Raw genomic sequence first — 12,649 nt, forward strand, 5'->3', positions numbered from 1 at the left:
TGTCACTTTATCTCTTAACCATGATGTGCGCCCGCGAAGTAGCGCCCAACTCTACCAAATCGCCTACCCGGTCGCACCAAAGGTGCGCCTCGTATATTCTGGCACGCCTATGGCGTGACGGGCGGGCAGGCGATGGCCCGGCGCCTGCGGCGCGGATCGGGCCGGGTGGCAGTGACAGGCTTCTTGCCCTGATGGAAAACTTGACCGACAGTTGAACGCTTTCAAAAGGTCATTCGCATCGCCATGTTTCTCCGCCTGCTCTTCCTCGCCTCAGCCGCCGCCACGGTCGCCGCCCTCCTGTACCCCACATTCCGCGACCTGCTGCTCATCGCCCTGCCCTGCGCCATCGCCAGCGCGATCCTCCTCCTGCGGTCGCTCCGCCGGGGGCGCAAAGACTGGGTCATCGTCGACGGCTCCAACGTCATGTTCTGGAAAACCGGAGCACCCGACATCCGCGCCGTGCGCGAAGTGGTGGACGAACTTCGCGCGCGCGGGCTAACCCCCTGCGTGGTCTTCGACGCCAACGCGGGATACCGCCTCATTGGCCGGTACCAACATGACAAGGCGTTGAGCAGCCAGCTTGACCTGCCCGCAAGCCGCGTGATGGTCGTGCCGAAGGGGACGCCCGCCGATCCCTACATTTTGAAAGCGGCCCGCGATCACCGCGGCCGGATCGTCAGCCGGGACCAGTTCCGGGATTGGAGCGAGGCCCACCCCGAGATCAGCACCCCGGGCCATCTGGTGAAGGGCAGCTACCGGGGCGGGAAACTCTGGCTCGCGCTGGACCGCGAAGACTGACAAAGCAAAACCCCCGCCGATCGCTCGACGGGGGTTTCCTTTCTCTCAGCCGCCCCTTGCGGGGCTTCGGGCTTACCAGTCCTCGCGAACCACGACCCGGGTTTTGATCGGCAGCTTCATGGCTGCCAGACGCAGGGCTTCGCGCGCCACGTCTTCGCCGACACCGTCGATCTCGAACATGATGCGGCCCGGCTTGACCTTGGCGGCCCAGAAGTCGACGGAACCTTTACCTTTACCCATACGAACTTCGACGGGCTTGGAGGTTACCGGAACATCCGGGAAGATGCGGATCCAGACACGGCCCTGACGCTTCATGTGACGCGTCATGGCGCGGCGTGCCGCTTCGATTTGACGGGCTGTAACCCGCTCCGGCTGCAGCGCCTTCAGGCCGTAGGTGCCGAAGTTCAGGTCAGACCCGCCCTTCGCCAGACCCTTGATCGAGCCTTTGAACTGCTTGCGGAATTTAGTACGCTTTGGTTGAAGCATTTCTCATTCCCCCTTAGCGACGACCGCCGGCACCGCGAGGTGCTGGGCCGTCTTGGAGTTCCTGTGCCTTGCGGTCACGCGCGGCGGGATCGTGTTCCATGATCTCGCCTTTGAAGATCCAGGTCTTGATCCCGATGATGCCGTAGGCGGTGGACGCCTCGACATGCGCGTAATCGATGTCGGCACGCAATGTGTGCAGCGGCACGCGACCTTCGCGGTACCATTCGGTACGCGCGATCTCGGCACCACCCAGACGACCCGCGAGGTTCACGCGGATGCCCAGTGCGCCCATGCGCATGGCGTTCTGCACGGCACGTTTCATGGCGCGGCGGAAAGACACCCGGCGCTCCAGCTGCTGTGCAATGCTCTCACCAACCAGATGTGCGTCCAGCTCGGGCTTGCGGACCTCAACGATGTTGAGGTGCAGTTCCGAGTTGGTCATCTTGGCAATCTTCTGGCGCAGCGTCTCGATGTCCGCGCCTTTCTTGCCGATGATGACGCCGGGGCGTGCTGTGTGGATCGTGACGCGGCACTTCTTGTGCGGACGCTCGATGATCACACGGGCAACACCGGCCTGGTGGCACTCTTTCTTGATGAAGTCGCGGATTGCGAGGTCTTCGAGCAGAAGATCACCGTAATCCTTGGTGTCGGCGTACCAGCGGCTGTCCCAGGTGCGGTTCACCTGAAGGCGCATACCGATCGGATTGACTTTGTTACCCATCAGGCTTGCTCCTCAACTTGACGCACTTTGATCGTGATCTCGGCAAACGGCTTGATGATCTTGCCGAACCGGCCACGGGCACGCGGGCGACCGCGCTTCATGGTCAGGTTCTTGCCGACATAGGCCTCGGCCACGATCAGCTCATCGACGTCCAGGTTGTGGTTGTTTTCCGCGTTGGCGATGGCGGACTGAAGGCATTTCTTCACGTCCTGCGCGACCCGCTTCTTGGAGAAGGTCAGGTCGGTCAGCGCCTTGTCCACGGACTTGCCACGGATGAGGGCAGCAACCAGGTTCAGTTTCTGCGGGCTCGTACGAAGCATGCGCAGCTTTGCCATTGCTTCGTTGTCTGCCACGCGGCGGGGATTCTTATCCTTGCTCATGGCTTATTTCCGCTTCGCTTTTTTGTCGGCGGCATGACCGTAGTAGGTGCGAGTCGGGGAGTATTCACCGAACTTCTGACCGATCATTTCTTCGCTGACGTTGACAGGAATGTGCTTGTGACCGTTGTAGACGCCGAACGTCAGACCCACGAACTGGGGCAGGATCGTGCTGCGGCGCGACCAGATCTTGATCACTTCGTTACGGCCGCCCTCACGGGAAGCCTCTGCCTTTTTGAGGACATAAGAGTCAACAAAAGGACCTTTCCATACTGAACGAGCCATTGATTAACGCCCCTTCTTCTTGGCGTGACGCGAGCGGATGATAAGCTTGCTGGACGCTTTGTTCTTGTTGCGGGTCTTGGCACCCTTCGTCGGCTTACCCCAAGGAGTAACCGGGTGACGACCACCAGAGGTCCGGCCTTCACCACCGCCGTGCGGGTGGTCGATCGGGTTCATCACCACACCACGCACAGAAGGACGGATGCCCTTGTGACGCATGCGACCCGCTTTACCGTAGTTCTGGTTGGAGTTGTCGGGGTTGCTGACGGCACCAACGGTGGCCATGCATTCCTGACGCACGAGACGCAGCTCGCCAGAGCTCAGACGGATCTGAGCGTAGCCACCGTCACGACCCACGAACTGGGCGTAGGTGCCGGCGGCACGGGCGATCTGACCGCCTTTGCCGGGCTTCATCTCGATGTTGTGGACGATCGTACCGATCGGCATGCCCGAGAAAGGCATCGCGTTGCCGGGCTTGATGTCCACTTTGGCGCCGGCGATGATCTTGTCGCCGATGGCCAAACGCTGCGGGGCCAGGATGTAGGCCTGTTCGCCGTCTTCGTACTGGATCAGTGCGATGAAGGCTGTGCGGTTGGGGTCATATTCGATCCGCGCGACAACAGCGGACATGTCCAGCTTGTTACGCTTGAAATCAACGATACGGTAGAGGCGCTTTGCACCACCACCTGTACGACGCATTGTGATTCGTCCGGTGTTGTTCCGGCCACCGGATTTGGTCAGACCCTGAGTAAGGGCTTTGACCGGGCGGCCTTTCCACAGCTCCGAACGGTCGATCAGTACCAGTCCACGCTGGCCTGGCGTCGTCGGTTTGTACGACTTGAGTGCCATGTTCTCTGTCTTCCGTTTGCTAGGCACGCTCGCACCGAGGTGAAAGCGCGTTGGTTATAGGGCCCCGAAGGTCCCCTGTGGGAGTGGTGGATGGGTCTAAATCTCTTGCGAGGCAGGCATCCCAACCACCGGGATCGTTCAAATAGCCAAACCCCGGACGAATCCGGGGTCTGAGCCGATGTGGCGACCTAACAGGTTCGCAACAGCCCGTCCAGTGGGCATGGCGAAAATCCTCTCCCCTGCCCCCTACAAAAGAAAAGAAGGCGCCGAAGCGCCTTCTTCTATTGGTTTAACAGTTACCCAAGGTGGGTATTAGTCAAGGCCAACGCTCTCGGCCAGACGCATACCGGGGTCGAGGATTTCAACTTCGGCTTCGTTGAATTCCGGCATGCTTTCCAGACGCTCTTCGGTCACGCCGGGAACGATGACTTCGTCTTCACGCATGATCAGCTTCTCAACCGGAATGGCGACTTCGTTTTCGCCCATACCAAGGAAACCACCGACGCCGATGATCGCAACAACGGTGTCACCACGGACGCCGATAAAGTCGATCTCGCCAACATCTTCACCGGTCTCGGTGGCAACGCTGCGGCCAGTCAGTTCTTCGGCGGTCAGGTTGAAGATCGGCAGACGCTGCACGTTCTCCTGATAGCGGGCACGGTCTTCTTCGGCCATATTGCCCTGCTCGTCCGCGTTGAAATCTTCCATCAGGACGCGCGCTTGCTCTTGCTCGACGTCGATCTCGGCACCTTCGGCACCTTCAACATCGACCTGCGGTGCTTCGGCTTCTTCGACGACGACATTCGCGTCTTCGCCCTGCTGCACGTTCACGTTTGCTTCTTGCTGCTCAACGTCGACGCGGGCTTCTTCGGATTCGGCCACGTTCACATCGGCTTCGGCCTGCTCAACGGTCACGCGCGGCTCGGCTTCTTCGATGGTCACTTTCGGCTCGGGGCGCACGAACTTCACAACGGGTTCGGGCTGCTCCAGATCAACGATCGGCTCGCCGGTGTCCACGTCAACCTGCGGCTTCGGCACCTGCACGGTCACGACCGGCTCGGGGATGCGCACGGTAACCTGCGGCTGTGCCTGCTCAACGGTGATGATCGGCGCTTGCTGCTGCACGCGAACGGTCGGCTCGGGAACGGCGACGTTCACTTCGGGCTGGCCCTGCTCAACAGTCACCACGGGTGCGTCCTGCGAGACGTCCACATCGGGCTCGGGAACGGTCACGTCAACTTCGGCGTCCTCCTGCTCGACAACCACTTGGCCGCCAGCAACATTCGCGGTCGCGGCTGTGCCACCTTCGACTTCGGCTTCCATCTCGGCTTCAACTTCGGCGTTGCGCTCGATGGTCTCTTCCACGTTCTCTGTCGCATCCTGCGCCAGAACCGGAGCGGCCGCGAAAAGGGCAACGGCGGATACGCCAGCCATGAGTGTTTTGGTATAGATCATTAGGTCTCTCCCGTGTTCGTTTAAGATAAGTGAGGCGCGAAGCACCCCGTCTTCCACGGTGAGACAACCGGCAGTTTTCTGCTCTGTTCCAAGAAAATTGATGGCTTTTTTTCGGAACTTTTCCGGGGTCGCCGCATGATTGAACGCGCAGCCGAGAGGATCGCGCCAAGGTAATGACATCCCCCCAAACGCAAAGACCCCCGCCAAAGCGGGGGCCTAGATCATAGCCAAATCCTGCGGCTTCAGGCGACCCGGCGCGCCTGCGCGAAAGACAACAGGCGCTTGCTTTTCTCATCCCACAGATGCAGCCGCGCGTTGGCGAGGCTCTCGCGGATGGTCATCCGGTTCCCCTCCGCCAAGGCGACATGATCGCGCAGCACTTCCGGCAGGCGATAGAAGGGAATGCGGCTGTAGAGGTGGTGCACATGGTGTATGCCGATATTGGCGCTGAGCCACTGCAGGGGACGCGGCAGGATGTAATGCGAAGAGCCGTGAAAGGCCGCATCATGCAGGTCCCAAGCGTCGTTCTCTTCCCAATGGGTCGTCTCGAACTGGTGCTGCACATAGAACAACCACATGCCCGCCGTGGCCGCCAGAAGGGTGCTGGGCACGAAGATCAGCAGAATGGGCATGATCCCCCCGAAATAGAAGATCACCGCAAGTGCTGCGAGGATCGTCAGATTGGTGCCCATCGCGCTCAGCCAATAGCGGGTCTGCGCCATCAGCCCCAGTGGCACGCGGTTCTGCACGAAGAACAGATAGGTCGGCCCAAGACCAAAAAGCACGATCGGGTTCCGATACAGGCGGTAATGCAGCCGCCCGAACAGCCCAAGCGCGCGATACTCCGCAACCGTGAGCGTGTGGATATCGCCAATGCCGCGCCGGCCAAGGTTCCCGGCCGAGGAGTGGTGAATCGAATGGGTGCGACGCCATACGTCATAGGGCGTCAGCGTCAGCACCCCGAGCACGCGGCCCACCCAATCGCTGGTGCGGCGGCTGCTGAAAAAGGCCGCATGGCCGCAGTCGTGTTGGATCGCGAAGAGCCGCAGCAAGAAGCCCGCGTTCACCAGCGAGATCGCGAGCGCCAACCAGCCGCTGACTGAGAGCGCCCACCAAGCCAGCGCCCAAAGGAGGATGAAGGGGCCGAGCGTGATCGCCAGTTCAAAACTGCTGCGCCAAGTGCTCGGCTCGCGGTAACGGGCCAGCACGCGCACCCAGTCGCGCGCGTTCGACACGTCCGCAGACGCGCCGGAGGTAGATTTTTCGTGGGACATGGACCTGCTTTTTGTCGTTATCCGAGGTCTTGTAGAGGAAAGCACGCCGCAAGCAACGCCCGCGTCACCCTTTGCCGTTACGTCGCGGCATTTAGGCTGGAAACAGCCTGCTTTGGGGGGAGGGTTGAGCCTGTGGCTAGTCCATGGCCGGGGTGGCATTCATGCTCCGAGGGCCAGCGCCTGCCCGCGGGTCGGCGATCTGACGGACCTTGGTGCCACTTTATGGTTCAACCGAGATATGCTTTTGCGAGGTCACGTCCAGCCTCACCAAATCGCCTACCCGTCCGGGCGGGCAGGCGATGGCCCGGCGCCTGCGGCTTGTCCCGGGCCCCGGCGCATCCCCGAAACGAAAAAGGCCCCCGCAATGCGGAGGCCTTTTCCAAATGTCTAACCGGCACTCAGAGCCCGGTGGAGACGTCGATTGTGTTGCCCTCTTCGAGCGTCACATAGGCCTTTTTCACGTCTTTGCGGCGGCCCATCTGGCCCCGGAAACGCTTGACCTTGCCTTTGGTGATGGTCGTGTTCACGGCCTTCACCTTGACGTTGAAGAGCGCCTCGACGGCCTCTTTGATCATCGGCTTGTTGCTGTCGATCGCGACTTCAAAGACGACGGCGTTCTGTTCGGACGCCATGGTTGCCTTCTCGGTGATGACCGGCTTGCGGATCACGTCGTAGTGTTGATGCTTGGCGCTCATTTCAGGCGTGCCTCCAATGCTTCGATCCCCGCTTTGGTGATCACCAGAGTGTCACGCTTGAGGATGTCATAGACGTTTGCGCCCATCGACGGCAGGATGTCCAACCCATCGATGTTGCGCGCGGCCTGTGCGAAGTTCTCGTTGACCGAAGCGCCATCGATGACCAGCGCGCGTTTCCAGCCCAGGTTCGAGACCTGCTTGGCCAGAGCGGCGGTTTTGCCCTCGGAAGTTGCTTCGTCGATGATGACCAGCGAACCGGCTTTTGCTTTGGCGGACAGCGCATGGCGCAGGCCCAGCTTGCGGAACTTCTTGGTCAGCTCGTGGCCGTGGCTGCGCGGGGTCGGACCCTTGTAGATACCACCCTTGCGGAAGATCGGCGCGTTGCGGTCACCGTGGCGTGCGCCGCCGGTGCCCTTCTGGCGATAGATCTTCTTGGTCGAGTAGCTGGTCTCGGACCGGGTCTTGACCTTGTGCGTACCCTGCTGTGCGTTGTTACGCTGCCAGCGCACGACGCGGTGCAGGATGTCGGCACGCGGCTCCAGGCCGAACAGGGCTTCGTCCAGGTCTACGGACCCGGCTTTGCCACCGTCGAGTTTGATGACATCGAGTTTCATGCGTCACCTTCTTTCTTGTCAGCGTCGGCATCGGAATTGTCGGCATCCGAACCTTCAGCTGCGATTTCGGCTTCTGCGGCTTTCAGCGCTTCAGCTTCCTGTGCGGCTTGCTCTTCGGCCAAACGCTTGGCTTCGGCTTCTGCCTCTGCCGCGGCTGCGGCGGCGGCCTCTTCGGCGGCTTTCGCAGCTTCGTCAGCGGCGGATTTCAGAGCGGCGGGCAGAATCGCGTCTTCGGGGAACGGCTTTTTGACCGCATCCTTGACGGTGACCCAGCCACCTTTGGAGCCGGGAACGGCGCCTTTGACCATGATCAGGCCACGCGCGCTGTCTGTCTTGACGACTTCGAGGTTCTGCGTGGTGACACGGGCAGCACCCATGTGACCGGCCATTTTCTTACCTTTGAAAACCTTGCCGGGATCCTGACACTGGCCTGTGGAGCCGTGCGAACGGTGGGAGATCGACACACCGTGCGAGGCGCGCAGACCGCCGAAGTTGTGACGCTTCATCGCACCGGCAAAACCTTTACCGATGGAGGTGCCCGCAACGTCGACATACTGACCGGCGAAGTAATGGTCAGCGGTGATTTCCTCACCGACGTTGATCATCGCGTCCGCGTCGACGCGGAATTCGGCCAGCTTGCGCTTTGGTTCCACTTTCGCCGCGGCAAAGTGACCACGCATGGCTTGGCTTGTACGTTTGGCTTTCGCCGAACCGGCACCGAGCTGAACGGCGGTGTAGCCGTCACGGTCCGCGGTGCGCTGTGCGACAACCTGAAGCTTGTCCAACTGAAGAACGGTCACAGGGATCTGCTTGCCGTCTTCCATGAACAGCCGGGTCATGCCGACTTTTTTTGCAATAACGCCTGAGCGCAACATATGATTACCCTCCCGGCTTTACGATTGCAGCTTGATCTCGACGTCCACGCCAGCGGCGAGGTCGAGCTTCATCAGCGCGTCCACGGTCTGGGGGGTCGGATCGATGATATCCAGCAGACGCTTGTGCGTGCGGATTTCAAACTGGTCACGGGATTTCTTGTCGACGTGGGGGCCACGCAGAACGGTGAATTTCTCGATCTTGTTCGGCAGCGGAATGGGACCGCGAACCGAAGCGCCTGTGCGCTTGGCGGTGCTGACGATTTCCTGAGTGGAGGCATCGAGCACCCGGTAGTCAAACGCCTTCAGGCGAATGCGGATGTTCTGGCTTTGAACGGCCATATGCATATCCCTTGTTTTGGGATTCTAACGGATTGGAGGAAGCAGGCTCATCCGGCCCCCTCTTCGCGCCTTGGTAATAAATCAAACGGGGCGCGTCTAACGCACCCCGGTTCGATGCGCGTCCTATAGGGGGAATCAAAGCAAGTGGCAAGAGGGTTCTAAAAACCCCCGTGTTTTTAGAACCAGTGCGCAAAGTCATGCCGGACACGGCGTGACCGCGCACCCCGTCAGCGTTCAATCACAACCAATAAACGCGCCGTCCCCCCCCCCGTATCACGCGCACTCCGCAGGCCCCTCTCCCGCCAAAGCAAAAGGCCGCAGCAGACGCTGCGGCCTTTCGAATATCTGAACCGTGGTCCCCGGTCAGGCCAGGGGGTGGGCTCTCATCGCTCCTGCGGAGCGACTGCCGCCCACCGGGTCCGTTTCAAAATCACTCAGTGATTTTGGAAACGACGCCCGCGCCAACAGTCCGGCCACCTTCGCGGATCGCGAAGCGCAGGCCGTTTTCCATGGCGATCGGTGCGATCAGCTCAACGCCGAAGGACACGTTGTCGCCGGGCATGACCATCTCGGTGCCTTCTGCCAGCTGAACGGTGCCGGTCACGTCAGTTGTACGGAAGTAGAACTGCGGACGGTAGTTCGCGAAGAACGGCGTGTGACGGCCACCTTCCTCTTTGGTGAGGATATAGGCTTCGGCTTCGAACTTGGTGTGCGGGGTCACGGAGCCGGGCTTGCAGAGAACCTGACCACGCTCAACGCCGTCACGCTCAACGCCGCGCAGCAGGGCGCCGATGTTGTCGCCGGCTTCACCACGGTCCAGCAGCTTGCGGAACATTTCCACGCCGGTGCAGGTGGTTTTCTTGGTGTCGCGGATGCCGACGATTTCGATTTCGTCGCCAACGTTGATCACGCCACGCTCGACACGGCCCGTCACAACGGTACCACGGCCGGAGATCGAGAAGACGTCTTCGACGGGCATCAGGAAGGGCTGGTCCACGGCACGCTCAGGTGTCGGGATGTAGGCGTCAACTTCGGCCATCAGCTTCTTGATCGACTCTTCACCGATCTCGGGCTTGTTGCCTTCCATCGCCGCCAGAGCGGAACCTGCAACGACGGGGATGTCGTCGCCGGGGTAGTCGTAGGAGGACAGCAGTTCGCGGATTTCCATCTCGACGAGCTCGAGCAGTTCTTCGTCGTCAACCTGGTCAACTTTGTTCATGAAGACGACCATGGCGGGGATGCCAACCTGACGGCCAAGCAGGATGTGCTCGCGGGTCTGGGGCATCGGGCCGTCGGCCGCGTTCACAACCAGGATCGCGCCGTCCATCTGCGCCGCACCGGTGATCATGTTTTTCACATAGTCAGCGTGGCCGGGGCAGTCGACGTGGGCGTAGTGACGGTTCTCGGTCTCATACTCGACGTGCGCGGTCGAGATGGTGATGCCGCGGGCCTTCTCTTCGGGCGCGCCGTCGATCTGGTCATACGCTTGGAAGTCACCGAAATATTTGGTGATCGCCGCGGTCAGCGTGGTTTTACCGTGGTCAACGTGGCCGATCGTGCCGATGTTGACGTGCGGTTTGGTGCGTTCAAACTTTGCCTTTGCCATGGTGTTGGCTCCTTTTGGTCTTTCTCAATGGTGTATGCGCAGCACACACCCAACGATTTGGGTCGGCGCGCGGTTTCCCACGCGCCGATTTCCTTAAGCGAACTTGGCCTGAATCTCGTCCGAGATGTTCTGCGGCACGGGTTCGTAGTGGTCGAACTGCATGGTGAAGTTCGCACGACCCGACGACATCGAACGCAGGGTGTTGATGTAGCCGAACATGTTGGCCAGCGGCACGAAGGCGTCGATCGCGATGGCATTGCCGCGCGTATCTTGACCCTGCACCTGGCCCCGACGGGATGTCAGGTCACCGATGATGCCACCGGTGTATTCTTCCGGAGTCACAACTTCGACCTTCATGATCGGTTCCAGCAGCTTGGCGCCAGCTTTCTTCATGCCTTCGCGCATACCCATACGGGCGGCGATTTCGAAGGCCAAAACACTGGAGTCAACGTCGTGGAACTTACCGTCGATCAGGGCAACCTTGAAGTCGATGACCGGGAAGCCCGCCAGCGGACCGGAGTCCAGAACCGACTTGATACCCTTTTCCACGCCCGGGATGTATTCCTTGGGAATGGCACCACCGACGATGCGGCTCTCGAAGGAATAACCTTCGCCCGGCTCGGTCGGCGTCAGGATCATCTTGACCTCACCGAACTGACCCGAACCACCCGACTGCTTCTTGTGGGTGTAGGTGATTTCGGCTTCGCGGCTGATGGTCTCACGGTAAGCCACCTGCGGCGCACCGATGTTCGCTTCAACCTTGAATTCGCGCTTCAGACGGTCGACGAGGATGTCGAGGTGAAGTTCGCCCATGCCCTTCATGATGGTCTGACCGGATTCCAGATCGGTCTCGACGCGGAAAGAGGGGTCTTCGGCGGCCAGACGGGCCAGACCTGCAGACATCTTTTCCTGGTCGGCCTTGGTCTTAGGCTCGACCGCGATCTCGATCACCGGATCGGGGAAGGTCATGGTTTCGAGGACGACCGGATCGTTCTGCGCGCAGAGCGTGTCACCGGTGGTTGTGTCCTTGAGACCCGCCAGCGCGATGATGTCGCCCGCGAAGGCCTCTTCGATTTCTTCGCGGTTGTTGGAGTGCATCATCATCATACGACCGACGCGCTCTTTCTTACCCTTGGTCGAGTTCAGAAGCGTGTCGCCCTTGCGCAGAACGCCCGAGTAGATGCGGGTGAAGGTCAGCGAGCCGACGAAGGGGTCGTTCATGATTTTGAACGCCAGACCCGAGAACGCCATGTCGTCATCCGCGCGGCGCGGGATGTTGCGGGTCTCGGTCTCGTCGCCCGGCTTGAAGCCCATGTAGTCGACAACGTCCAGCGGGCTGGGCAGATAGTCGATCACGGCGTTCAAGAGCGGCTGAACACCTTTGTTCTTGAAGGCGGAGCCACAGAGAACGGGGATGAATTTGATGGCCAGAGTACCCTTGCGGATCAGGTCGCGCAGGGTGTCGACGTCGGGCTCGGCGCCGTCCATCAGGTAGTTTTCCATCGCCTCGTCGTCCATCTCGACCGCGGTCTCGATGAGCTTGGCACGCCATTCGTCGGCGGTCTCTTTCAGGCTGTCACGGATCTCGCGCTGTTCCCAGGCGGCACCGAGGTCTTCACCGGCCCAAACCCATTCTTTCATGGTCACGAGGTCGACGATGCCTTCCAGCTCGTTCTCTGCGCCGATCGGGATCTGGATCGGAGCAGGCGTGGCGCCTGTGCGGTCCTTGATCATGTGCACGCAGTTGAAGAAGTCCGCGCCGATCTTGTCCATCTTGTTGACGAAAACGATGCGCGGCACCTTGTAGCGGTCAGCCTGACGCCAAACGGTTTCGGTCTGCGGCTCAACACCGGCGTTGGCGTCGAGAACGGCAACCGCGCCGTCGAGAACGGCCAGCGAACGCTCAACTTCGATGGTGAAGTCAACGTGGCCGGGGGTGTCGATGATGTTCATCCGGAACTTGGTGTCGGATGTCGCATCGGCTGTGGGCTCTTCCTGACGCTGCCAGAAAGTGGTGGTCGCGGCGGAGGTAATGGTGATGCCGCGCTCTTGTTCCTGCTCCATCCAGTCCATGGTTGCGGCGCCGTCATGCACCTCACCAATGTTGTGGCTTTTGCCGGTGTAGAACAGGATGCGTTCGGAACAAGTGGTTTTGCCGGCATCAATGTGAGCCATGATGCCGAAGTTGCGGTAGCGTTGGAGCGGATAGTCGCGTGCCATGGGGCTGCTTCCTCGAAAATATCAGTACGAACGGATCGCGCCCGAAACCGGGCGCGAC

General features: G+C 60.6%; 14 protein-coding genes. 1 reads left to right on the forward strand and 13 read right to left on the reverse strand.

The annotated features are described in order from the left end of the window. The first annotated feature begins 243 nt into the window (after window positions 1-243). A complete protein-coding gene (locus tag ACGYLQ_RS10630) occupies window positions 244-798 on the forward strand; it encodes a hypothetical protein (RefSeq protein ID WP_394442871.1) in 555 nt (184 codons plus the stop codon). 72 nt (window positions 799-870) lie between these two features. Here the strand turns inward: ACGYLQ_RS10630 and rplP are convergent, their stop codons facing one another. The 13 genes from rplP to fusA form a co-directional block, all read right to left on the reverse strand. Next, window positions 871-1,284, reverse strand: coding sequence for a 50S ribosomal protein L16 (gene rplP, locus ACGYLQ_RS10635; RefSeq protein ID WP_007118841.1), 414 nt, complete (start codon window positions 1,282-1,284; stop codon window positions 871-873). A gap of 13 nt (window positions 1,285-1,297) precedes the next feature. Beyond that, a complete protein-coding gene (gene rpsC, locus ACGYLQ_RS10640; protein ID WP_067267970.1) occupies window positions 1,298-2,005 on the reverse strand; it encodes a 30S ribosomal protein S3 in 708 nt (235 codons plus the stop codon). Further along, the gene (gene rplV / locus ACGYLQ_RS10645; protein ID WP_067267968.1) at window positions 2,005-2,385 is read right to left on the reverse strand and encodes a 50S ribosomal protein L22; all 381 of its coding nucleotides are present in this window, start codon (window positions 2,383-2,385) and stop codon (window positions 2,005-2,007) included. Before rplV ends, rpsC begins: the two co-directional genes overlap by 1 nt. A gap of 3 nt (window positions 2,386-2,388) precedes the next feature. After that, entirely contained in the window at window positions 2,389-2,667 is a 279-nt protein-coding gene (rpsS, locus tag ACGYLQ_RS10650) for a 30S ribosomal protein S19 (protein ID WP_067267967.1), read from the reverse strand. 3 nt (window positions 2,668-2,670) lie between these two features. Beyond that, a complete protein-coding gene (gene rplB / locus ACGYLQ_RS10655) occupies window positions 2,671-3,513 on the reverse strand; it encodes a 50S ribosomal protein L2 (protein ID WP_067267965.1) in 843 nt (280 codons plus the stop codon). Window positions 3,514-3,825: 312 nt separating this feature from the next. Next, entirely contained in the window at window positions 3,826-4,968 is a 1,143-nt protein-coding gene (locus ACGYLQ_RS10660) for a PRC-barrel domain-containing protein (protein WP_394442873.1), read from the reverse strand. Window positions 4,969-5,210: 242 nt separating this feature from the next. Beyond that, window positions 5,211-6,242 (reverse strand): fatty acid desaturase, encoded by a 1,032-nt coding sequence (locus ACGYLQ_RS10665; protein ID WP_394442876.1) that lies wholly within the window; start codon window positions 6,240-6,242, stop codon window positions 5,211-5,213. Window positions 6,243-6,640: 398 nt separating this feature from the next. Continuing rightward, the gene (locus ACGYLQ_RS10670) at window positions 6,641-6,937 is read right to left on the reverse strand and encodes a 50S ribosomal protein L23 (protein ID WP_067267962.1); all 297 of its coding nucleotides are present in this window, start codon (window positions 6,935-6,937) and stop codon (window positions 6,641-6,643) included. Next, entirely contained in the window at window positions 6,934-7,551 is a 618-nt protein-coding gene (rplD, locus tag ACGYLQ_RS10675; protein ID WP_067267960.1) for a 50S ribosomal protein L4, read from the reverse strand. The genes ACGYLQ_RS10670 and rplD overlap by 4 nt, the downstream gene beginning before the upstream one ends. Further along, complete coding sequence (rplC, locus tag ACGYLQ_RS10680; protein ID WP_082852159.1) at window positions 7,548-8,426, reverse strand: 50S ribosomal protein L3; 879 nt, start codon at window positions 8,424-8,426, stop codon at window positions 7,548-7,550. The genes rplD and rplC overlap by 4 nt, the downstream gene beginning before the upstream one ends. Window positions 8,427-8,444: 18 nt before the next feature. Beyond that, window positions 8,445-8,765: a 30S ribosomal protein S10 gene (rpsJ, locus tag ACGYLQ_RS10685; RefSeq protein ID WP_067267998.1), complete on the reverse strand. Its 321-nt coding sequence runs from the start codon at window positions 8,763-8,765 to the stop codon at window positions 8,445-8,447. A gap of 430 nt (window positions 8,766-9,195) precedes the next feature. Continuing rightward, on the reverse strand, window positions 9,196-10,371 hold the full coding sequence (gene tuf, locus ACGYLQ_RS10690) for an elongation factor Tu (protein ID WP_067260569.1): 1,176 nt from the start codon (window positions 10,369-10,371) through the stop codon (window positions 9,196-9,198). 93 nt (window positions 10,372-10,464) lie between these two features. Further along, a complete protein-coding gene (gene fusA, locus ACGYLQ_RS10695) occupies window positions 10,465-12,591 on the reverse strand; it encodes an elongation factor G (RefSeq protein WP_209219795.1) in 2,127 nt (708 codons plus the stop codon). Window positions 12,592-12,649: the final 58 nt, after the last annotated feature.

The organism is Sulfitobacter sp. 1A12779 (genome assembly GCF_043557315.1).
GTDB classification, from domain to species: domain Bacteria; phylum Pseudomonadota; class Alphaproteobacteria; order Rhodobacterales; family Rhodobacteraceae; genus Sulfitobacter; species Sulfitobacter faviae.